Source organism: Pseudomonas azotoformans (assembly GCF_001579805.1).
Taxonomy (GTDB): domain Bacteria; phylum Pseudomonadota; class Gammaproteobacteria; order Pseudomonadales; family Pseudomonadaceae; genus Aquipseudomonas; species Aquipseudomonas azotoformans_A.
The window spans coordinates 5,956,084-5,975,662 of record NZ_CP014546.1 but is presented as its reverse complement, the minus strand read 5'-3'; the positions used below and the strand labels follow the sequence as shown (position 1 = coordinate 5,975,662).

General features: G+C 58.0%; 25 protein-coding genes. 16 read left to right on the top strand and 9 right to left on the bottom strand.

All coding sequences use genetic code 11. The features are described from left to right. Window positions 1-85 precede the first annotated feature (85 nt). Window positions 86-856, bottom strand: a complete 771-nt coding sequence (locus AYR47_RS27395; protein WP_033901734.1) for an alpha/beta fold hydrolase — start codon at window positions 854-856, stop codon at window positions 86-88. A 207-nt stretch (window positions 857-1,063) separates the two neighbouring features. Here AYR47_RS27395 and AYR47_RS27390 point away from each other — a divergent pair, with 207 nt between their 5' ends. Further along, on the top strand, window positions 1,064-1,741 hold the full coding sequence (locus tag AYR47_RS27390) for an HAD family hydrolase (RefSeq protein WP_061449063.1): 678 nt from the start codon (window positions 1,064-1,066) through the stop codon (window positions 1,739-1,741). A gap of 88 nt (window positions 1,742-1,829) precedes the next feature. Here AYR47_RS27390 and AYR47_RS27385 read toward each other — a convergent pair whose 3' ends face one another. Both AYR47_RS27385 and csrA read right to left on the bottom strand, forming a co-directional pair. Then, window positions 1,830-2,069, bottom strand: a complete 240-nt coding sequence (locus AYR47_RS27385; protein WP_033901731.1) for a hypothetical protein — start codon at window positions 2,067-2,069, stop codon at window positions 1,830-1,832. A 211-nt stretch (window positions 2,070-2,280) separates the two neighbouring features. Then, entirely contained in the window at window positions 2,281-2,475 is a 195-nt protein-coding gene (csrA, locus tag AYR47_RS27380; protein WP_003192511.1) for a carbon storage regulator CsrA, read from the bottom strand. A gap of 262 nt (window positions 2,476-2,737) precedes the next feature. Here csrA and AYR47_RS27375 point away from each other — a divergent pair, with 262 nt between their 5' ends. Continuing rightward, entirely contained in the window at window positions 2,738-3,103 is a 366-nt protein-coding gene (locus AYR47_RS27375) for an SPOR domain-containing protein (protein WP_061449062.1), read from the top strand. 30 nt (window positions 3,104-3,133) lie between these two features. Here AYR47_RS27375 and AYR47_RS27370 read toward each other — a convergent pair whose 3' ends face one another. The 3 genes from AYR47_RS27370 to AYR47_RS27360 all read right to left on the bottom strand — a co-directional run bounded on the left by AYR47_RS27370 (window position 3,134) and on the right by AYR47_RS27360 (window position 5,353). Continuing rightward, complete coding sequence (locus AYR47_RS27370) at window positions 3,134-3,823, bottom strand: endonuclease (protein WP_033901729.1); 690 nt, start codon at window positions 3,821-3,823, stop codon at window positions 3,134-3,136. Between the two features lie 4 nt (window positions 3,824-3,827). Beyond that, on the bottom strand, window positions 3,828-4,079 hold the full coding sequence (locus tag AYR47_RS27365; protein WP_033901728.1) for a DUF1654 domain-containing protein: 252 nt from the start codon (window positions 4,077-4,079) through the stop codon (window positions 3,828-3,830). 185 nt (window positions 4,080-4,264) lie between these two features. Then, window positions 4,265-5,353, bottom strand: a complete 1,089-nt coding sequence (locus AYR47_RS27360; protein WP_033901727.1) for an asparaginase — start codon at window positions 5,351-5,353, stop codon at window positions 4,265-4,267. A 554-nt stretch (window positions 5,354-5,907) separates the two neighbouring features. On the opposite strand from AYR47_RS27360, the gene AYR47_RS27355 reads away from it, so the two are divergent. Genes AYR47_RS27355 through AYR47_RS27325 form a run of 7 tightly spaced genes read left to right on the top strand, consistent with a single transcriptional unit; the run spans window position 5,908 to window position 12,879 of the window. Next, window positions 5,908-6,864 carry a sugar ABC transporter substrate-binding protein gene (locus AYR47_RS27355; RefSeq protein WP_061449061.1) on the top strand — a complete coding sequence of 319 codons (957 nt, stop codon included), beginning with the start codon at window positions 5,908-5,910 and terminating at the stop codon, window positions 6,862-6,864. A gap of 57 nt (window positions 6,865-6,921) precedes the next feature. Next, complete coding sequence (locus AYR47_RS27350) at window positions 6,922-8,475, top strand: sugar ABC transporter ATP-binding protein (protein ID WP_016978156.1); 1,554 nt, start codon at window positions 6,922-6,924, stop codon at window positions 8,473-8,475. Further along, window positions 8,472-9,449 carry an ABC transporter permease gene (locus AYR47_RS27345; RefSeq protein ID WP_010209107.1) on the top strand — a complete coding sequence of 326 codons (978 nt, stop codon included), beginning with the start codon at window positions 8,472-8,474 and terminating at the stop codon, window positions 9,447-9,449. Before AYR47_RS27350 ends, AYR47_RS27345 begins: the two co-directional genes overlap by 4 nt. 3 nt (window positions 9,450-9,452) lie before the next feature. Further along, a complete protein-coding gene (locus AYR47_RS27340; protein ID WP_061449060.1) occupies window positions 9,453-10,475 on the top strand; it encodes a LacI family DNA-binding transcriptional regulator in 1,023 nt (340 codons plus the stop codon). 23 nt (window positions 10,476-10,498) lie between these two features. Next, complete coding sequence (gene rbsK, locus AYR47_RS27335; RefSeq protein WP_033901723.1) at window positions 10,499-11,416, top strand: ribokinase; 918 nt, start codon at window positions 10,499-10,501, stop codon at window positions 11,414-11,416. Further along, window positions 11,413-11,817: a D-ribose pyranase gene (gene rbsD / locus AYR47_RS27330; RefSeq protein WP_016978152.1), complete on the top strand. Its 405-nt coding sequence runs from the start codon at window positions 11,413-11,415 to the stop codon at window positions 11,815-11,817. Before rbsK ends, rbsD begins: the two co-directional genes overlap by 4 nt. A 33-nt stretch (window positions 11,818-11,850) precedes the next feature. Then, window positions 11,851-12,879, top strand: coding sequence for a nucleoside hydrolase (locus AYR47_RS27325; protein WP_033901722.1), 1,029 nt, complete (start codon window positions 11,851-11,853; stop codon window positions 12,877-12,879). 33 nt (window positions 12,880-12,912) lie between these two features. Here the strand turns inward: AYR47_RS27325 and AYR47_RS27320 are convergent, their stop codons facing one another. Next, a complete protein-coding gene (locus AYR47_RS27320) occupies window positions 12,913-13,125 on the bottom strand; it encodes a hypothetical protein (RefSeq protein ID WP_010209115.1) in 213 nt (70 codons plus the stop codon). A gap of 170 nt (window positions 13,126-13,295) precedes the next feature. On the opposite strand from AYR47_RS27320, the gene AYR47_RS27315 reads away from it, so the two are divergent. Together AYR47_RS27315 and AYR47_RS27310 are read left to right on the top strand one after the other, a co-directional pair. Further along, entirely contained in the window at window positions 13,296-13,604 is a 309-nt protein-coding gene (locus AYR47_RS27315) for a hypothetical protein (RefSeq protein WP_033901826.1), read from the top strand. Window positions 13,605-13,748: 144 nt separating this feature from the next. Beyond that, a complete protein-coding gene (locus AYR47_RS27310) occupies window positions 13,749-14,069 on the top strand; it encodes an I78 family peptidase inhibitor (RefSeq protein ID WP_025857833.1) in 321 nt (106 codons plus the stop codon). A 73-nt stretch (window positions 14,070-14,142) separates the two neighbouring features. On the opposite strand, the gene AYR47_RS27305 is transcribed toward AYR47_RS27310, so the two are convergent. Continuing rightward, window positions 14,143-14,355, bottom strand: a complete 213-nt coding sequence (locus AYR47_RS27305; RefSeq protein ID WP_003234260.1) for a cold-shock protein — start codon at window positions 14,353-14,355, stop codon at window positions 14,143-14,145. 289 nt (window positions 14,356-14,644) lie between these two features. Further along, window positions 14,645-14,959 (bottom strand): hypothetical protein, encoded by a 315-nt coding sequence (locus AYR47_RS27300; protein WP_016978147.1) that lies wholly within the window; start codon window positions 14,957-14,959, stop codon window positions 14,645-14,647. Between the two features lie 367 nt (window positions 14,960-15,326). On the opposite strand from AYR47_RS27300, the gene thrS reads away from it, so the two are divergent. From thrS to pheS, 5 genes are all read left to right on the top strand, one after another. Further along, complete coding sequence (thrS, locus tag AYR47_RS27295) at window positions 15,327-17,249, top strand: threonine--tRNA ligase (protein ID WP_033901721.1); 1,923 nt, start codon at window positions 15,327-15,329, stop codon at window positions 17,247-17,249. Continuing rightward, window positions 17,249-17,800: a translation initiation factor IF-3 gene (infC, locus tag AYR47_RS27290; RefSeq protein ID WP_169850653.1), complete on the top strand. Its 552-nt coding sequence runs from the start codon at window positions 17,249-17,251 to the stop codon at window positions 17,798-17,800. The genes thrS and infC overlap by 1 nt, the downstream gene beginning before the upstream one ends. 60 nt (window positions 17,801-17,860) lie before the next feature. Then, complete coding sequence (gene rpmI / locus AYR47_RS27285; RefSeq protein ID WP_002553160.1) at window positions 17,861-18,055, top strand: 50S ribosomal protein L35; 195 nt, start codon at window positions 17,861-17,863, stop codon at window positions 18,053-18,055. Window positions 18,056-18,085: 30 nt separating this feature from the next. Beyond that, window positions 18,086-18,442: a 50S ribosomal protein L20 gene (gene rplT / locus AYR47_RS27280; RefSeq protein WP_003174975.1), complete on the top strand. Its 357-nt coding sequence runs from the start codon at window positions 18,086-18,088 to the stop codon at window positions 18,440-18,442. A 109-nt stretch (window positions 18,443-18,551) separates the two neighbouring features. Further along, window positions 18,552-19,568 (top strand): phenylalanine--tRNA ligase subunit alpha, encoded by a 1,017-nt coding sequence (pheS, locus tag AYR47_RS27275; protein WP_010209123.1) that lies wholly within the window; start codon window positions 18,552-18,554, stop codon window positions 19,566-19,568. Window positions 19,569-19,579: the final 11 nt, after the last annotated feature.

The following is a 19,579-nucleotide window of genomic DNA, read 5'->3' as shown; positions in this document are numbered from 1 at the left end:
GGCCAGGTCATGGCAGTGACTTCACAGTAACCAGGGGCCCCGAACAGCCAACCAACAGGATGATGACAAGTTTGTAATGCAAGGCTTAAGGCTGGCGGCCCGAGGCTTCGAGGATCAGGTCGGTGATTTCCTTGGCGTGGGACACCAGTGACAAGTGGCTCGATGGCAGCTCGACAGTGGTGGCATTCATGCGCTTGGCGAGAAAGCGCTCAAGGTCTGGGTTGATGGTCTGGTCATTTGCGGACACCGCGTACCAAGACGGCTTGGTATGCCAGGCCGCATTGACAGTGCGGCCGCTGAACAGGGCCTTTGTGATGGGTTGCTGCACGGCGTACAGCTCCATGGCCTTCGCGTGCGGCACATCGGTGGCGAAATACTTGAGGAAGGCGTCCTGGCTCAGGGTGAGGTAGCCGTCGTGATCTTCGACACCGGCGCGCACCGGCATGGTCGGATACTTGGCTGAGAGCGCGACGAAGTCTTCGTTGGCATCTGGAGCCCGGGCGGCCACGTAGACCAGTGAACTGACTTTCGGGTTGGCTCCGGCGTCGCTGACCACGGTGCCGGCGTAGGAATGGCCGACCAACACGGTAGGGCCGTCTTGTTGATCCAGTACACGGTTGGTGGCGGCGACATCGTCGGCCACCGAGGTCAGCGGGTTCTGCACGGCAGTGACGTGCAGCCCGGCGGCCTGGAGGCGGGTAATCACCTCGGACCAGCTCGACCCGTCAGCCCAGGAGCCATGTACCAGCACCACGTTATTGGCTTTGACCGGCGCGACGGTGCCGGCCATGGCAGTGCCGGTGCCCAGCATCAGTAGGCTGGCGGCGACCAGGCAGAGTTTGCTTGCAGGTTTCATGGGTGGACCCTTTTCATCAGTAGGAAGTGGCGTCATCCGATGTGGGTGACTGACGACTCCACTGTATGAAGTGAGGGTGCTGGCAAGACTTACAGCTTGATTACAAACCTGTAATGCAATCCAGGCTCCTAGCGTTTACAAGCAGCGAGGTGATCCGTAGATTGCATCGGGCCTGTCATTTGTTACCACCCAAGAGGAAGCCACGCAGTGTCCAACCGAGGTTCAGCCGTGTTCAACCGCCGTTACCGTGCCTTTCTGTTTGATATGGATGGGACGTTGCTCAACTCCATTGCTGCCGCGGAGCGCGTGTGGAGCATCTGGGCGCAGCGCCATGGTTTGGATGCGCCAGCGTTCTTGAAGACCATCCACGGTGCCCGTGCAATCGACACCATCACGCGCCAGGCACTGCCTGGCATCGATCCTGAGGTCGAAGCGCAGTGGATCACCGAGGCAGAAATCAATGATGTAGAGGGCGTTGTCGCGATCCCCGGGGCCGTCACGTTCCTGAGTAGCCTGCCGGGCGATCAATGGGCGCTGGTCACCTCGGCACCCAGGGAGCTTGCGTTGCGTCGCCTGCAAGCGGCGGGCATCGCACCGCCAGCGGTGATGGTCACGGCCGAAGATGTTGCCGTCGGCAAGCCAAACCCCGCCTGCTACGTGCTGGGGGCGCAACGCCTGGGCGTACCGGTAGAGGATTGCCTGGTGTTTGAAGATGCGACGGTCGGCATTCGCGCAGGAGAGGCGGCAGGGATGGATGTGATGGTCGTGACGTCAACGCATCACACGGTCATGCTTACCGAGCATCCTTCGATTGATGGGTATGAACAGCTAAAGGCACGGCGTGACACGGACGGTTTGTTGCACGTACAGCGTGCGACAGTGTGATGCTGATGCACTGCGATCATGCGCCCCTACACATCGGTTGTATTGTGGTGCTTCCAATGCCAGCGATCAGATAACGAACAGCGCGACATCAGCGTGTGGCTTGCCGGCACAGCCTACGCTGCACGGCTTTCTGGATGGGTTTGAGGCAGAACAGGAACAGGTAGCCACTGAGCAACAGCGCCAGGTCCAGCCAGGAGTGGTCATCGGCGGAATTGGCACCTTCGATTACGTATCTCAAGCCATAGGCCAGCCCCACGAAGATCAACCCTATCAATAGGGCGATCACCCAGGCCTTGTAGGCAAAAGGTGGTGCGGTTGTAGGCCTCATCGACGTGCTCCTGAATGCACACGGATGGCTGAGTGTCAGTCAGGAGATTCGGCCGTGAATGAAACAACAAGTTCCAGGCGTGATGACAGTTTCATCTTTCCATGAAGATGAACGCATGGGCGGCGTCAGTCACGCAACAACGATCAGAGCAGTCCGAAAGAGTTTTCGCCAGCCGTTACAGTGAACGAAAAGGCTGGCTACTGAGGGCGCTTCAAGGTGTCTGGTTTTTGTCCGGAGCAGTCAGGCCGGCCTGGATGCGCTGGTAGATCTCCTCGCGATGCACGGCAACATCCTTAGGTGCGTTGATGCCGATTCGTACTTGCTGGCCGCTTACGCCCAGGATGGTGATCGTGATGTCATCACCGATGTTTATGCTTTCACCAACTTTGCGGGTGAGTATAAGCATGGACTTCTCCTTGATTACTTTTAAGGACACATGTTTCAGACAGGGCAGGTGTCGGATGTGTGTAGCTTACTGCTAAGCGCTTCCCTGTGACTGCCTCTTTTAGGACGCATAGAGGCGACATTAATTCCCATGGCGGCATCATACAGGTCTGCGATACATGATTCGCATTGTTTAAGCCAACGTTTATGACGGCCAGAATAGACAGTGAATGATAAAGTCGCCTCTTTCTCTTCAAAGGAGCAGGGCAGTGCGTAAAGTAGCGATGGCAATTGCGGTGTTGGCATTGGCCGGTTGTGGTGAAGGCAAAAGCGTCGAGACGCCCAAGCCCAAGCCTGCCGTGACCGAGAGCCAACCCCAGACCGGAGCAATTGCTGCCCAGGAATGGGACGTGTGGGTCGGCCCGCCGGACCACAAGTTGCAGGCAATCACCGACCTCACAGCCTGGCTGCTGGAGCATGGTTTCAATTTTTATATCGTGAAAGTGGATGGCAAGGACGAAGTCCTGCTGGGGCCGTTCGCAACCAAGGCGGAAGCCGAGGCCAAGCAGACCCTGCTTAACGAGAAAATGGCTCGCGCCAAGAAAACCGACACTGTGTCAGAAATCATTGAGCACAACGCCGCCCAGTAAAGGCAGAGTGGGCGGGCGCCCCGCCCACATTCAACCGCAGGCTTTCAGGTTCACCGGGCCGACAAACTCATTGCCGCGCCCCATCACACACGCCACGGTCTGGTTGCGTTGACGCTCCCAGGTTTGCACCGGGTAGGTCTTGTTCCAGGCTTCGTACAGTTGGCGGTCCTGTTTTGACAGGCGCAAGCCGTACTGCTTGCTCATGTAGAAATACGTGCGTGCGATCATGCCCCGGATGGACGGACGCGGCATGACCTTCTTGGCCTTGAAGTCCACCTGGGTCAGGCAAGAGCCGTACTGCCCGCTTTGCACCGGCAACCAACCAAAACTGAAGTTATTGCGGTCGCCATTGACCTCGCCAATGCTTGGCACCAGGTTGTGCAAGTCGGCTTCGGCGCGCTTGAACACGTCGTCATGGCGTGTGCAGTTCTTACGCCCTCCCTCTTGCCAGCACTGGCGTTGATGGCCGATCTGCCACGCTGGAACGATGTGTTCCCATTCAATGCGTGCGGCGCGGTTGGCATTTTTGCGTGGAATATAGCCGCAAGCTTTCAAATCCACCCGGTTGCCGGTGTACTTGCAGCCGCAATAGAACTCGGTGGATTGTGGGGCGTAGAGCTTCCAGGCGACTTTCTTGGCTTCGCTGAAAGTTCGGGGCGCCTGGGCGTGAGCGGTGACGGCAAAAAACAGGCAACACACCGCGATAAAACGGACACTCATTGAATCAATCTTCCTTCGGCACAACCCAGAAAATCTGCACACCGCCGTCGTCGCGATAAGCGAGGGTGACGTTGTCATTTTCCGCGATTTCTTCCAGCAAACGCGCCCATTCATCTTCAGGTTCGTCCGGCAAACGGAAGATCAAAGCCGCCTTGGCTTTCTGGGCATTGGTCGAATTGATGATCTTTTGCACGCGAACGGCGAGGCGTGCGTAGGCATCGGGCGGGGTTGGCGCTACGGAAGAGGACTTTGCCACGGAGTATTCCTTAATAAGCTGTACGCACATACAGTATTTAACTGTAGGCAATTTCGCAACTGCTTAAATTTCAAGAAGTCCGTCTGACAGCAAATTGAGTAATTTGGTGTAGGGCGAAGGAGTTTTAATCGAGGGGGGAGAGGCAGGAGCGGATAGAACCGCCCCTGCCGAGGTGTTACCGGGAATCAATATTCCCAGAACATCCGTTGCAGCTCTTTGCTGTCCTGGGTCTTGGTCAGGGCAACCATCGCCAGGATGCGGGCTTTCTGTGGGTTCAGGTCGTGTGCAGCCACCCAGTCATACTTGTCGTCTGGTTGTTCGGCGTTACGCAGAACGAAACCACCGGCATTCACGTGGGAAGAACGGATGATCTGAACGCCTTGCTTGCGCAGTTCCTGCAGGGCAGGGACCACCTTGGAAGACACCGAGCCATTACCGGTGCCGGCATGGATGATGGCTTTCGCGCCAGCTTGGGCCAGGGCTTTGGCCGCAGTGTCGCTCACGTTGCCATAGCCATAGGCGATTTCAACGTCAGGCAGGCTCTTGATGTTTTTGATGTCGAATTCGGAATCCATGGTGTGGCGCTTGGCTGGCAAGCGGAACCAGTAGGATTTGCCTTCAACCACCATGCCCAGCGGGCCCCATGGGCTCTTGAATGCTTCGGTCTTGATATTGATCATCTTGCTGACGTCGCGACCCGACTGGATCTCGTCGTTCATGGTGACCAGCACGCCTTTGCCGCGCGCGTCTTTGCTGCCTGCCACGGCCACGGCGTTGTACAGGTTAAGCATGCCGTCTGCCGACATGGCGGTGCCTGGGCGCATGGAACCGACCACCACGATGGGCTTGTCGGTTTTTTCCACCAGGTTCAGGAAGTAGGCGGTTTCTTCCAGGGTGTCAGTACCGTGGGTGATCACGATGCCGTCCACGTCCTTGCTGTCGGCCAGTTCGGCGACGCGGCGACCCAGTTGCAGCAGGTTTTCATTGTTGATGCTTTCGGACGCAATTTGCATCACTTGCTCGCCGCGCACATTGGCGATCTGGCTAAGCTCAGGAACACCGGCAATCAATTGCTCGATACCGACTTTGGCCGCTTGGTAGGTGGCACTGTTGGCCGCACTGGCGCCAGCGCCGGCAATGGTGCCGCCGGTGGCGAGGATCACCACGTTGGACAGTTTGGTCTTGGATTCAACTTCCTTTGCCTGGGCGGCAGCGGGGAACAGCAGCAGAAGGGCTAACGCGCCCGGAACAAAGTTTTTCAGTGCAGATTTCATTATTTTTCTCTCTGGTTTTTGATGAGTGCTGTAGCAGGTTCATCTAGAACACCCGGGCGGTTCTGAATGCCACGAGGTGATGGGGTAGAGCAGGATCTGTACCAGGCTGATTGTGTTCGATGCTATAAAATAACTTATTGATTTATAACAATTTAATTTGAATTTTGATGGGGCGTGGGTAGGTGGGCGTCCGGCTTTCCGAACATCGGACCTTATTGCGTTCGGTTGTCCGAAAAAGTTGAACGCCGGCCCTTGGGTTTTGCATGAATAATGCGCCATAGCCTGTCGTTTTAGAGAACGACTGGGAGCGTGCGATGTTTAACGGCGCCTTATCGTCAGGTGCGAGGGAGGGCGTGGATGAAAGGCTGTTTTCAACCGTTGACAAATCTCGACAAGGTTCTCATAGTTTGAATAACGCAAACGTTTGCGAGATGTTTCACGGCGTGCTCCCTGAGTGTCGTGACAGCTCGTATCAGCCACCCGGGTGGGAGGGCTGCCGAAGCGATCTTCGGTGCAAGCGTTGCTCACAATAATCATAAGATCGGAGTGAACCCATGAAGCTGCCATTTGCCGGACGTCTTCTTGCTGTCGCTGTGCTTGCTGCCGCATCCGCTGCCCTGCCTCTCTCCTCTGCATTTGCCGATGACGCCGCCAAACCCAAGGTCGGCCTGGTCATGAAATCCCTCGCCAATGAATTCTTCGTCACCATGCAAGACGGTGCCAAGACGTACCAGAAAGAACACTCCGCCGATTTCGACATGATCACCAACGGGATCAAGAACGAAACCGATACCAGCGCGCAGATCGATATCGTCAACCAGATGATCCTCGCCAAGGTCAATGCCATCGTCATCGCACCCGCCGATTCCAAGGCGCTGGTCACCGTGCTGAAGAAGGCTTCGGATGCCGGTATCAAGGTCGTCAACATCGACAACCGCCTGGACCCGGACGTGCTCAAAAGCAAAAACCTCGATATTCCGTTCGTAGGCCCGGACAACCGCAAAGGCTCCAAGCTGGTGGGCGACTACCTGGCCAAGCAACTGGCCTCGGGTGACAAGGTCGGCATCATCGAAGGCGTGCCGACGACCACCAACGCCCAGCAACGTACCGCAGGCTACAAGGATGCGATGGACGCTGCCGGCATGAAGATCGTCTCCACCCAATCCGGCAACTGGGAAATCGACCAGGGCCAGAAAGTCGCTTCCGCCATGTTGAGTGAATACCCTGACCTCAAGGCCCTGCTGGCCGGTAACGACAACATGGCCCTGGGTGCTGTTTCCGCCGTACGTGCGGCAGGCAAGGCTGGCAAAGTGCTGGTCGTAGGCTACGACAACATCGAAGCCATCAAGCCGATGCTGCAAGACGGCCGCGTACTCGCGACCGCTGACCAGGCCGCTGCCCAGCAAGCCGTGTTCGGTATCCAGAACGCGCTCAAGCTGGTCAAGGGTGAGAAAGTCGACTCCAAGGACGGCGTGATCGAAACCCCGGTCGAACTCGTCCTCAAGAAGTAATCCTGGCAGTACCCAACAGCGCTCGCTCGTCCTGAGCGGGCGCCTGGAGATTTTCCTATGTCATCTTCCGCCCCGAACGCTGTCCTCTCGGTCAGCGGTATCGGCAAGACCTATGCCCAGCCGGTTCTGTCCGACATCACCCTGACGCTCAATCGCGGGGAAGTGCTGGCGCTGACCGGTGAGAACGGTGCCGGCAAAAGCACCTTGTCGAAAATCATCGGCGGGCTGGTCACGCCGACCACCGGGCATATGCAGTTCAATGGACAGGACTACCGCCCCGGCAGCCGCACCCAGGCCGAAGAGCTGGGCGTGCGCATGGTCATGCAGGAACTCAACCTGCTGCCGACGCTGACCGTCGCCGAAAACCTGTTCCTGGATAACCTGCCCAGCCATTGTGGCTGGATCAGCCGCAAGCAACTGCGCAAGGCTGCGATCGAGGCCATGGCCCAGGTCGGCCTGGATGCCATCGACCCGGATACACTGGTCGGCAGCCTGGGCATTGGCCATCAGCAAATGGTCGAGATCGCCCGTAACCTGATCGGCGACTGCCATGTATTGATCCTCGACGAGCCCACGGCCATGCTCACCGCCCGTGAAGTCGAGATGCTGTTTGAACAAATCACCCGCCTGCAGGCCCGGGGCGTGGCGATCATCTACATTTCACACCGGCTGGAAGAGCTGGCCCGTGTGGCCCAACGCATTGCGGTATTGCGCGACGGCAAGCTGGTCTGTGTCGAGCCCATGGCCAACTACAACAGCGAGCAATTGGTCACCTTGATGGTCGGTCGCGAGCTTGGCGAACACATCGACCTGGGCCCGCGCACCATTGGTGGTCCGGCCTTGACGGTGAAAGGCCTGACCCGCTCGGACAAAGTCCGCGATGTGTCCTTCGAAGTGCGTGCGGGGGAAATCTACGGCATTTCCGGCCTGATCGGTGCCGGTCGTACTGAACTGTTGCGTCTGATCTTCGGCGCCGACCTGGCCGACAGCGGCACCGTGGCGCTTGGCTCGCCGGCCCAGGTGGTGAGCATTCGCTCGCCGGTCGATGCGGTAGGCCACGGCATTGCCCTGATCACCGAGGACCGCAAGGGCGAAGGCTTGCTGCTGACTCAGTCCATCAGCGCCAATATCGCGCTGGGTAACATGCCGGAAATTTCCGGCGGTGGCGTGGTCAACAGCCGCAATGAAACCGCATTGGCCAAGCGCCAGATCGATGCCATGCGCATCCGCAGTTCCAGCCCGGCGCAGTTGGTGTCCGAGCTGTCCGGTGGTAACCAGCAGAAGGTGGTGATTGGCCGCTGGCTGGAGCGCGATTGCTCGGTGATGCTGTTCGATGAGCCGACCCGTGGCATCGACGTCGGTGCCAAATTCGATATTTATGCCTTGCTGGGCGAATTGACCCGTCAGGGCAAAGCGTTGGTGGTGGTGTCCAGCGACCTGCGCGAACTCATGCTGATCTGCGACCGCATCGGCGTGTTGTCCGCCGGGCGCTTGATCGAGACTTTCGAGCGCGACAGCTGGACCCAGGACGAATTGCTCGCCGCCGCCTTTGCCGGCTATCAGAAACGTGATGCGCTGCTTAACGACGCAGTGCTTAGGGATACCCCATGAAAACCACAACTTCCCCCGGCAAGACTGGCGGCAACTTCTACGGCCTGGGTACTTACCTGGGCCTGGCGGGCGCCTTGCTGGCGATGATCGCGCTGTTCTCGGTGCTCAGCGACCACTTCCTGTCCTATGACACCTTCAGCACCCTGGCCAACCAGATTCCAGACTTGATGGTGCTGGCGGTGGGCATGACCTTCATCCTGATCATCGGCGGTATTGACCTGTCGGTGGGCTCGGTGCTGGCCCTGGCGGCGTCGGCCGTCAGCGTGGCGATTCTCGGCTGGGGCTGGAGCGTGTTGCCGGCCGCTGTGCTGGGCATGGGTTGCGCGGCGTTGGCGGGCACCATCACCGGTTCGATCACCGTGGCCTGGCGCATTCCGTCATTCATCGTGTCCCTTGGCGTGCTGGAAATGGCCCGTGGCGTGGCGTACCAGATGACCGGTTCGCGCACTGCCTACATCGGTGATTCATTTGCCTGGCTGTCCAATCCGATTGCCTTTGGCATCTCGCCCTCGTTCATCATCGCCCTGCTGGTGATCATCGCCGCGCAGCTTGTATTGACGCGTACCGTGTTTGGTCGTTACCTGATCGGTATCGGCACCAACGAAGAGGCCGTACGCCTGGCGGGGATCAATCCCAAGCCCTACAAGATCCTGGTGTTCAGCCTTATGGGCCTGCTGGCTGGTGTGGCGGCGCTGTTCCAGATTTCGCGGCTGGAAGCGGCGGACCCGAATGCGGGCTCCGGCCTGGAGTTGCAAGTGATCGCCGCGGTGGTGATCGGCGGTACTAGCCTGATGGGCGGGCGCGGCTCAGTGATCAGTACCTTTTTTGGTGTGTTGATTATTTCGGTATTGGCCGCCGGCCTGGCGCAGATCGGTGCCACGGAGCCCACGAAGCGCATCATCACTGGTGCCGTGATCGTGATTGCCGTGGTCCTCGATACCTACCGCAGCCAGCGCGCCAGTCGGCGAGGCTGAACCATGGCAACGATCAAGGATGTGGCAGCGCTCGCGGGTATTTCCTACACCACGGTGTCCCATGTGGTGAACAAGACGCGCCCGGTCAGCGAGCCGGTACGCATCAAGGTCGAGGCAGCCATCAAGCAGCTCGACTACGTGCCCAGCGCCGTCGCGCGTTCGCTCAAGGCCAAGACCACAGCCACTATCGGTTTGCTGGTGCCCAACAGCCTCAACCCGTATTTCGCGGAATTGGCCCGGGGTATCGAGGATTACTGTGAGCGTAATGGCTACTGCGTGATTCTTTGCAACTCCGACGACAACGCCGAAAAACAGCGTAACTATTTGCGCGTGTTGTTGGAAAAGCGCATCGACGGCTTGATCGTGACCTCGGTGGGCGGCGACGACAGCGGTCTTGCCGCCGGTTTGAGCGCGGTGCGTACGCCCATGGTGATCGTCGACCGGGCGCTGGATGGCATTGACGTGGATCTGGTGCGTATCGACCACGAGGAGGGCGCCTACCTGGCGACCCGACACTTGCTCGAACTGGGCCACCGAGACATCGCCTGCATCGGCGGTCCGGCCCATACCCGTGTCGCGCAGATGCGTCTGGCGGGGTATCACCGCGCGCTGCGAGAGGCGGGTGTCGACGTGGCATCCAATCGCACCCAGGAGAGCGACTTCACCAGCACCGGCGGTTATGCCGCCGCCGTCCAGTTATTGGCGCACAATCCGCCCAGCGCGATTTTTGCCAGTAACGACATGATCGGTTTCGGCGTGTTGCGCGCAGCAGCCGAGCGCAATATCCGCGTGCCGGGCGAGCTGTCAGTGATCGGTTTTGATGACATTCAAATGGGCCGTTACGTCTACCCGGCGTTGACAACGGTCGGGCAGTCGATCGTGCAACTGGGCGAGACGGCGGCCGAGCTGTTACTGCGAAGAATTGCGACACCCCACATGCCGATCGATCAACGCATCGTGACGCCGAGCATTGTATTGCGTGAGTCGACGGCGCCCGTCGCCGGTACATTCGCCCAATACCGCTGAACCGAATTGATGAGTACTGATGTATGCCAGCAAAAGTAGTGGTAGTAGGCAGCTTGAACATGGACCTGGTGACCCGCGCCAGCCGGCTGCCGCGTGCCGGTGAAACGCTCATCGGGCAGACGTTTTCCACCGTGCCTGGCGGGAAGGGCGCGAACCAGGCGGTCGCTTCGGCGCGGCTGGGCGCTGATGTTTCGATGATCGGCTGTGTGGGCACCGACGCCTATGGCACCCAATTGCGTGACGCATTGCTGGTGGAGGGCATTGATTGCCAGGCTGTCAGCACGGTGGAGGGCTCCAGTGGCGTGGCCTTGATCGTGGTGGATGACAGCAGCCAGAACGCGATTGTGATCGTAGCCGGCAGTAACGGCGAACTGACACCTGCCTCGTTGCAGGCGTTTGACGCGGTGCTGCAAGCGGCCGACGTGATCGTCTGCCAACTGGAAGTGCCGATGAATACGGTGGGCTACACCCTCAAGCGCGGCCGTGAGCTGGGCAAGACGGTGATCCTCAATCCAGCTCCGGCCAGCGGTCCATTGCCGGCTGAGTGGTACGCGTCGATCGACTACCTCATTCCCAATGAAAGCGAAGCCACGGCACTGAGCGGCGTGACAGTCGACTCAATTGAAAGCGCCAAGGTGGCGGCGACCCAACTGATCCAGGCCGGAGCCGGTAAAGTGATCATCACCCTGGGATCCCAGGGCGCGCTGTTTACCGACGGCCAGCGCTTCGAGCACTTGCAGGCGCCGAAGGTCAAGGCGGTCGACACCACGGCTGCGGGCGACACCTTCGTCGGCGGTTTCGCCGCGGCACTGGCCAACGGCAAAAGCGAGGCTGAGGCCATCCGCTTTGGCCAGGTCGCGGCGGCACTGTCGGTCACCCGTGCCGGCGCGCAACCCTCTATTCCAACGCTGCACGACGTACAAGGTTTTGTGCCCTCATGAAAAAGACACCTCTGCTTAATATTGCCCTGTCGCGTGTCATCGCTTCGCTGGGGCATGGCGACATTCTGGTGATTGGCGATGCCGGCCTGCCGGTGCCGCCGGGCGTCGAGCTGATTGACCTGGCGTTGACCCAGGGCATCCCGGATTTCATCAGCACCTTGCGTATCGTGCTCAGTGAAATGCAGGTGGAGAGTCATGTGCTGGCCGAAGAAATCCTGCTCAAGCAACCGCCGGCGCTGGCCGAACTCAACACGCTCACAGAGCAGGCCGCCCTCGGTGAGCGGCGCCTGGTCAGCCATGAAGAATTCAAGCAACTCAGCCGCAAGGCGCGCGCCGTGGTGCGCACCGGCGAATGCCAGCCTTACTGCAATATCGCGCTGGTGTCCGGCGTAACGTTCTAGCGTTCTAGCGTTCTCAACGACAAGGAGTGTTTTATGCAACGTGGTCTCCCAACCCTGAAAAACCTGTTCCGGAGTGTTCTGCTTTTGTCCGCACTCACTGCTGCAAGCGCCCAGGCGGCGGAAAAGATCGATCTGATCATCGACACTGACCCAGGCGCCGATGATGTGGTGGCCTTGCTGTTCGCCATGGCTTCCCCCGATGAGCTGAATATCCGTGCGCTGACTACCGTCGCGGGTAACGTGCGCCTGGACAAAACCTCTCGCAACGCACGCCTGGCCCGCGAGTGGGCAGGGCGCGAGGAAATCCCGGTGTATGCCGGTGCACCAGCCCCGCTGCTGCGCACGCCGATCTACGCGGAGAACATCCATGGAAAGGAAGGTATTTCCGGTGTCACCGTGCATGAGCCCAAGAAGGGCCTGGCGGACGGCAATGCCGTTGACTACCTGATCAAGACCCTGAGCACCGCCAAGCCGCACAGTATCACTATTGCCATGCTCGGCCCGCAGACCAACCTGGCGCTGGCACTGACCCAGGCGCCGGAAATCACCCAAGGCATCAAGGAGGTCGTGGTGATGGGCGGCGCGCACTTCAATGGCGGCAATATCACCCCGGTGGCGGAATTCAACCTGTTCGCCGACCCGGTGGCCGCCGAGATTGTGCTCAAGAGCGGCGTCAAGCTGACCTACCTGCCGCTGGACGTCACCCACAAAGTGTTGACCAGCGAAGCACGCCTGAAAAAGATCGCTGACATCAAGAACAACGCGAGCAAGGTGGTGGGCGATATTCTTAACGAATACGTCAAGGGCGACATGGAGCACTACGGTATCCCTGGCGGCCCGGTGCATGACGCAACCGTTATCGCCTACCTGCTCAAACCTTCGCTGTTCAGTGGTCGTCAGGCCAATATGGTAGTGGATAGCCGTGAGGGCCCGACCTTCGGCCAGACCATCGTCGATTGGTACGACGGCCTGAAGCAGCAAAAGAATGTCTTTTGGGTTGAGAATGGCGACGCCCAGGGCTTCTTCGATCTGTTGACCGAGCGCCTGGCACGTCTGAAGTAATGGCTTTACCGGTCGGCGCTCGCCGGCCGGTTCCTATTCCCGCTCGGGGTCGTGTGCCCCCATGTGATCGGCCGGGTATTTCTCGAATATCTGGCCGATGAACGCTTGCGCCGCCTGCGTGCCCAGTTCCTTGACCAGCAGGTCGATACCAATGATTGCCAATTCCTCGGGGCTACCGGGGCTGTAGGAGCTTTGCCCTTGGGGCCACTTGGCTTTGATGTCGGCTTGGAGCGTTACGGTGGTCATGACAGTCTCGCGAGGCTAAAAGTACTGGGCAGTGCGCTGGAACGCGGTTCTTACCGGGGCAGTTAACCATTTTGTATCGCGTTTGGCACTGATACTTAGGCATGAGGCGATTCGGAATGACGGCAGCGCTGTGCGACACTGTCGGCCTGTTTAATTGCCGGGGACACCACGTGCAGATCGATTTGAACAACCCCGAGAACCTGACATTGGCCAATGTGCGCCAATTGCTCGCCAGTGCCAGCGACGACGAACATACCCAGTTGCGGGTGACCAAGGCTGGAATCGCCTATATCTCCTCGGGGAAGCTTGTAGGCGGTGTGGACATCGACGGGCTGCTGTTTCGCCTGGAGACTTGGGCAAAAGGCTCAGGGTATGTGGGAAATGTGGCTGCCAGTGACGAAGTCTGGGTGACCCAGATTTTCAATGCGCTGAAACAGAACTGGCCGACGCCGGAATTTGACTACATCGATATCTACTGATTTCGTTCATATCTGGTCACGATTGACCGGGCGAATGCCTGTCGAGAGTCAGGCAGACTTGCCCTGCGGCGGTTTACGTCTTGAAACCAATCCGCCCAATCGCTGTCGCACGATCTCTGTCCATTTTTTATCATAGGAGGCTTCATGCCTTGGAAGCTCGCATCATTCGGTACTTTGTTGGCAGCACTCGCGTTGGCGGGTTGCAGCACCCCGGGTGCCTCTGAGCCAGCCAAAGACGCCGCCGTGGCCGATGCCGGTCATAGCCGCTGTGAGTCGAAGGCCGCCGAGTTCACGATCGGCCAGAAAGCTTCGCCCCAATTGCTGGAGCAGGCGCGTACCCGTGCCGGTGCGCAGAACGCACGCATCCTCAAGCCTAACGACATGATCACCCTGGAATATCGCTCCGACCGCTTGAACCTGAACACTGACGACAACCTGGTGATCACGCGAGTCAATTGCGGCTAAGCCGCTCCAGGCTTTTGCAACGCCCATAAAAAACCCCGTCACATGGACGGGGTTTTTTTAGCTCAGCGGAGAATTACTCGCCGCGAACCTGTGCAGCTTGCATACCCTTTTGGCCTTTCTCAGCCACGAAGGAAACGGTTTGGCCTTCTTTCAGGCTTTTGAAACCGTCGCTTTCGATAGCTTTGAAGTGTACGAACAGGTCGTCACCGCCACCTTGAGGAGTGATGAAGCCGAAGCCTTTTTCATCGTTGAACCATTTAACGGTGCCGGTTTGGCGATTAGACATGGTGTATCTCCAAGAAACATATATTTTCAGTAGTGCTGTGCTGCTCAGGCCAACTGGGCACACCGGGCTATCATAGTCGAAATGTTCGGCTTGGGAGCCCCCCCAAGGCATTGTTTGCTAATCAATAGCGTTGCGTTTAGTGCCTTGGTCGGCTGAAAGCCCCGATTTACGGGGCTTAAGCTCGAAATATCAGCTGGTAAAAAAAGCCGTAAAACCTGTGTAATTTGTGAGAAATGGCAGTTTTCGGGCCATTTTTCCGGCAAAACAGCTGTGTGATCAGCCGCAAATCTTACTTTTTCTTCACGACTTTGCAGGACGAAATAGCCGCGACTGCTTTGTTTTTAAGCTCCGGGCTGGCGTTCTGGTTCGTCATGAGTTCTTTGATTTCGGCAGTGCTCAGTTCAGCGTTGATCTTGTCTGCGCCACATTCGCAATGGGCTTTGGCAGTTTTGACGTCTACGTTCTGGCTGGCGGCGGCGCTGCAGTCGCTGACAAAACTGTCGCGAGCACCGGCTGGCCAGTTCGACGGGGCAGCAGCTTGTGCACCCAGGGAGAGGAGGGTCAGGGAAGCGGCGAGAGCGAGGGTAGAGGTAAAACGCATCATGAGGATGCTCCTTTGGGTCGAGGACGAACGGCGATTCTCGGAGGGTTTGAGGGCTGGCGTACAGCCCAAGTTCACTTTTGCAGCTATAAAGGGCGGAATTTGTATTTACGCAAGATAGCGGCGGCACGATGACCGTTCATCTGTGCTAGCATCTTCGGCCTGGCTATTTCCAGGCGCGCCCATTGCCGCCTTGCCATGTTCTTTTTAGCTCACTCCAGTCACTCTGGTTCGATTATCGGTTGGCCGAAAGGCTCCTGCCGCTGTAAGGCAGGCGTTCATCACTGAACGGCCTGGTATTGGATCTTGTACTGGCTCATCCCAACCCACGTGACCTTTGGTAGGGGTCACCACTAGGAGAGGAGGCGCCATGCCAACTATTACTCTTCCCGACGGCAGTCAACGTTCATTCGATCATTCGGTTTCCGTAGCCGAGGTCGCCGCATCCATTGGAGCAGGCCTGGCCAAGGCCACCGTGGCCGGCAAGGTCGACGGCAAGCTCGTCGACGCCAGCGATCTGATCACCAGCGATGCCAGCCTGCAAATCATCACGCCCAAGGATCAAGAGGGGCTGGAGATCATTCGCCACTCTTGCGCACACTTGATTGGCCACGCGGTCAAGCAACTGTATCCAACCGCGAAAATGGTGATCGGCCCGGTCATCGAAGAAGGCTTCTATTACGACATCGCCTATGAGCGTCCTTTTACTCCGGACGACCTGGCTGCGATCGAACAGCGCATGCACCAGCTGATCGAAAAAGATTACGACGTGATTAAGAAAGTCACGCCGCGCGCCGAAGTCATCGACGTGTTCACCGCCCGTGGCGAAGACTACAAGCTGCGCCTGGTGGAAGACATGCCGGAAGAACAGGCCATGGGCCTGTACTACCACGAAGAATATGTCGACATGTGCCGTGGCCCGCACGTGCCGAACACGCGCTTCCTCAAATCGTTCAAGCTGACCAAGCTGTCCGGCGCCTACTGGCGTGGCGACGCGAAGAACGAGCAACTGCAACGGATCTACGGCACCGCCTGGGCTGACAAGAAGCAGCTGGCGGCCTACATCCAGCGCATCGAAGAAGCCGAAAAACGCGACCACCGCAAGATCGGCAAGCGCCTGAACCTGTTCCACCTCCAGGAAGAAGCGCCGGGCATGGTGTTCTGGCACCCGAACGGCTGGACCCTGTATCAGGTGCTCGAGCAGTACATGCGCAAGGTTCAGCGTGAGAACGGCTACCTGGAAATCAAGACGCCTCAGGTTGTTGACCGTAGCCTCTGGGAGAAATCCGGGCACTGGGCCAACTACGCCGACAACATGTTCACCACCCAGTCGGAAAACCGCGACTACGCCATCAAGCCGATGAACTGCCCGTGCCACGTGCAGGTGTTCAACCAAGGCCTGAAGAGCTACCGCGAGTTGCCGATGCGCCTGGCTGAGTTCGGTGCCTGCCACCGTAACGAGCCATCGGGTGCGCTGCACGGCATCATGCGTGTGCGTGGTTTTACCCAGGACGACGCCCACATCTTCTGCACCGAAGAGCAGATGCAGGCCGAATCCGCCGCGTTCATCAAGCTGACCATGGATGTTTATCGCGATTTCGGCTTTACCGAAGTCGAGATGAAGCTGTCCACTCGTCCGGAAAAACGCGTTGGCTCCGACGAACTGTGGGATCGCGCCGAAGCTGCACTGGCCGCTGCGCTCGACAGTGCGGGCCTTGCGTACGATCTGCAGCCGGGTGAAGGCGCGTTCTACGGTCCGAAGATCGAGTTCTCGCTGAAAGATTGCCTTGGCCGCGTCTGGCAGTGTGGTACCCTGCAGCTCGATTTTAACCTGCCGATCCGTCTGGGCGCCGAATACGTGTCCGAAGACAACAGCCGTAAACACCCGGTTATGCTGCACCGGGCGATCCTCGGCTCGTTCGAACGGTTCGTCGGGATCCTGATCGAGCACTACGAGGGTGCATTCCCTGCGTGGCTGGCTCCGACCCAGGCAGTGATCATGAATATCACTGATAAACAGGCAGATTTTGCCGCCGAAGTTGAAAAAACTCTCAACGAAAGCGGGTTTCGTGCCAAGTCCGACTTGAGAAATGAAAAGATCGGCTTTAAAATCCGCGAGCATACTTTGCTCAAGGTTCCCTATCTTTTGGTTATCGGAGATCGGGAAGTCGAGATGCAGACTGTCGCTGTGCGTACTCGTGAAGGTGCTGACCTGGGCTCGATGCCCGTCGCCCAGTTCGCTGAGTTCCTCGCTCAAGCGGTTTCCCGGCGTGGTCGCCCAGATTCGGAGTAATTATTATTAAGCGTGAAATGAGACAAGATAAACGAGCTGCACCGAAAGCCCCGATCAACGAGAATATCTCGGCACGCGAGGTTCGGTTAATTGGCGCTGACGGCGAGCAGATTGGCATCGTCTCGATTGATGAAGCGCTTCGTATCGCTGAAGAGTCCAAATTGGACCTGGTGGAAATCTCCGCCGACGCAGTCCCGCCTGTTTGCCGGGTGATGGACTACGGCAAGTCGATCTTCGAAAAGAAGAAGCAGATTGCTGCGGCGAAGAAGAACCAGAAGCAGATTCAAGTAAAAGAAATCAAGTTTCGTCCAGGGACGGAGGAAGGGGATTACCAGGTAAAACTGCGCAACCTGGTACGTTTCCTGAGTGATGGGGACAGGGCCAAGGTATCCTTGCGATTCCGCGGCCGTGAGATGGCCCACCAGGAGCTGGGCATGGAACTCCTCAAGCGGGTTGAAGCTGACCTGCTGGAGTACGGTTCCGTTGAACAGCATCCTAAGATGGAAGGACGCCAGCTGATCATGGTCATCGCCCCGAAAAAGAAGAAGTAATCAACAGGGCACGGCAGGCCTTCTGATTATGTTTATCAACTGAATGCGGAGTATCCGAACATGCCAAAGATGAAGACTAAAAGTGGTGCTGCTAAGCGGTTTCTGAAAACTGCTAACGGTATCAAGCACAAGCACGCTTTCAAGAGCCACATCCTGACCAAAATGTCGACCAAGCGTAAACGTCAACTGCGCGGTAGCAGCTTGCTGCATCCGTCTGACGTGGCAAAAGTCGAGCGCATGCTGCGCCTTCGTTAATTTTTGGATCAAGAATAGAGGAAGTAACTCATGGCTCGTGTAAAGCGTGGCGTCATTGCCCGTAAACGTCACAAAAAAATTCTGAAACTTGCTAAAGGCTACTACGGCGCGCGTTCACGCGTATTCCGTGTTGCCAAGCAAGCGGTAATCAAGGCAGGCCAATACGCCTACCGCGACCGTCGTCAGAAAAAACGTCAGTTCCGCGCTCTGTGGATCGCTCGTATCAACGCTGGTGCACGTGTTAACGGTCTGTCCTACAGCCGTTTCATTGCTGGCCTGAAAAAAGCTTCCATCGAGATCGACCGTAAGGTTCTGGCCGAACTGGCAGTGAACGAAAAAGCGGTGTTTGCTGCGATTGTCGAGAAAGCTAAAGCCACTCTGGCTTAAGTACCCCCGACAATCACCCTGGGTTACGTCTGTAGCCCAAGGTGGTAAACGTCTTAAATAGGGGAAGAGCCTTCAAGCTCTTCCCCTATTTTGTATCTGGAGTCTGTACATGGAAAACCTGGACGCGCTCGTTGCCCAAGCTCTTGAGGCTGTGCAAAGCGCTGAAGATGTAAATGCCCTGGAGCAAATCCGGGTTCACTACCTTGGCAAGAAAGGTGAATTGACTCAGGTGATGAAGACCCTGGGGAATTTGCCGGCTGAAGAGCGCCCGCAAGTCGGTGCGCTGATCAACGTCGCCAAGGAGCGTGTCACAGAGGTGCTCAATGCGCGCAAGGCGACCATGGAGGAGGCTGATCTCGCGGCCAAACTCGCCGCCGAGTCCATTGACGTCACCTTGCCTGGTCGCGGCCAGGCCTCGGGCGGCCTGCATCCGATCACCCGGACTCTGGAACGTATCGAGCAGTTCTTCACCCACATCGGCTACGGCATTGCCGAAGGCCCTGAGGTCGAAGACGACTATCACAATTTCGAGGCGCTCAACATCCCAGGCCACCACCCGGCCCGGTCGATGCACGACACCTTCTATTTCAACGCGAACATGCTGTTGCGCACCCATACCTCTCCGGTACAGGTCCGCACCATGGAAGCGAACAAGCCGCCGATCCGCATTGTCTGCCCAGGCCGTGTGTACCGCAGCGACTCCGATATCACCCACTCGCCGATGTTCCACCAGGTCGAAGGCCTGCTGGTTGATCGCGACATTAACTTTGCCGACCTCAAAGGCACCATCGAAGAATTCCTGCGGGTGTTCTTCGAGAAGGAGCTGGCGGTACGGTTCCGTCCATCGTTCTTCCCGTTCACCGAGCCGTCCGCTGAAGTCGACATGGAATGCGTGATGTGCAGCGGCAAAGGCTGCCGCGTGTGCAAGCAGACAGGCTGGCTGGAAGTGATGGGCTGCGGCATGGTTCACCCTAACGTGCTGCGCATGTCCGGCATCGATCCGGAAGAGTTCTCGGGCTTTGCCTTCGGCATGGGCGTTGAGCGTCTGGCCATGCTGCGTTACGGCGTGAACGACTTGCGTCTGTTCTTCGACAACGACTTGCGGTTCCTCGCGCAATTTCGCTAGTCGTAACGAAT

What these genes read in the sequence shown, in the direction of transcription:
- AYR47_RS27310 (WP_025857833.1), top strand. Translation starts at nt 13,749, where the DNA reads ATGCCTTGGAAGCTCGCATCATTCGGTACTTTGTTGGCAGCACTCGCG.
- AYR47_RS27375 (WP_061449062.1), top strand. Translation starts at nt 2,738, where the DNA reads ATGGCAATTGCGGTGTTGGCATTGGCCGGTTGTGGTGAAGGCAAAAGC.
- AYR47_RS27355 (WP_061449061.1), top strand. Translation starts at nt 5,908, where the DNA reads ATGAAGCTGCCATTTGCCGGACGTCTTCTTGCTGTCGCTGTGCTTGCT.
- rbsK (WP_033901723.1), top strand. Translation starts at nt 10,499, where the DNA reads ATGCCAGCAAAAGTAGTGGTAGTAGGCAGCTTGAACATGGACCTGGTG.
- rbsD (WP_016978152.1), top strand. Translation starts at nt 11,413, where the DNA reads ATGAAAAAGACACCTCTGCTTAATATTGCCCTGTCGCGTGTCATCGCT.
- rpmI (WP_002553160.1), top strand. Translation starts at nt 17,861, where the DNA reads ATGCCAAAGATGAAGACTAAAAGTGGTGCTGCTAAGCGGTTTCTGAAA.
- AYR47_RS27305 (WP_003234260.1), bottom strand. Translation starts at nt 14,355, where the DNA reads ATGTCTAATCGCCAAACCGGCACCGTTAAATGGTTCAACGATGAAAAA.
- AYR47_RS27300 (WP_016978147.1), bottom strand. Translation starts at nt 14,959, where the DNA reads ATGATGCGTTTTACCTCTACCCTCGCTCTCGCCGCTTCCCTGACCCTC.
- AYR47_RS27340 (WP_061449060.1), top strand. Translation starts at nt 9,453, where the DNA reads ATGGCAACGATCAAGGATGTGGCAGCGCTCGCGGGTATTTCCTACACC.
- AYR47_RS27320 (WP_010209115.1), bottom strand. Translation starts at nt 13,125, where the DNA reads ATGACCACCGTAACGCTCCAAGCCGACATCAAAGCCAAGTGGCCCCAA.
- AYR47_RS27370 (WP_033901729.1), bottom strand. Translation starts at nt 3,823, where the DNA reads ATGAGTGTCCGTTTTATCGCGGTGTGTTGCCTGTTTTTTGCCGTCACC.
- AYR47_RS27385 (WP_033901731.1), bottom strand. Translation starts at nt 2,069, where the DNA reads ATGAGGCCTACAACCGCACCACCTTTTGCCTACAAGGCCTGGGTGATC.
- AYR47_RS27395 (WP_033901734.1), bottom strand. Translation starts at nt 856, where the DNA reads ATGAAACCTGCAAGCAAACTCTGCCTGGTCGCCGCCAGCCTACTGATG.
- pheS (WP_010209123.1), top strand. Translation starts at nt 18,552, where the DNA reads ATGGAAAACCTGGACGCGCTCGTTGCCCAAGCTCTTGAGGCTGTGCAA.
- AYR47_RS27325 (WP_033901722.1), top strand. Translation starts at nt 11,851, where the DNA reads ATGCAACGTGGTCTCCCAACCCTGAAAAACCTGTTCCGGAGTGTTCTG.
- AYR47_RS27345 (WP_010209107.1), top strand. Translation starts at nt 8,472, where the DNA reads ATGAAAACCACAACTTCCCCCGGCAAGACTGGCGGCAACTTCTACGGC.
- AYR47_RS27350 (WP_016978156.1), top strand. Translation starts at nt 6,922, where the DNA reads ATGTCATCTTCCGCCCCGAACGCTGTCCTCTCGGTCAGCGGTATCGGC.
- rplT (WP_003174975.1), top strand. Translation starts at nt 18,086, where the DNA reads ATGGCTCGTGTAAAGCGTGGCGTCATTGCCCGTAAACGTCACAAAAAA.
- AYR47_RS27360 (WP_033901727.1), bottom strand. Translation starts at nt 5,353, where the DNA reads ATGAAATCTGCACTGAAAAACTTTGTTCCGGGCGCGTTAGCCCTTCTG.
- thrS (WP_033901721.1), top strand. Translation starts at nt 15,327, where the DNA reads ATGCCAACTATTACTCTTCCCGACGGCAGTCAACGTTCATTCGATCAT.
- csrA (WP_003192511.1), bottom strand. Translation starts at nt 2,475, where the DNA reads ATGCTTATACTCACCCGCAAAGTTGGTGAAAGCATAAACATCGGTGAT.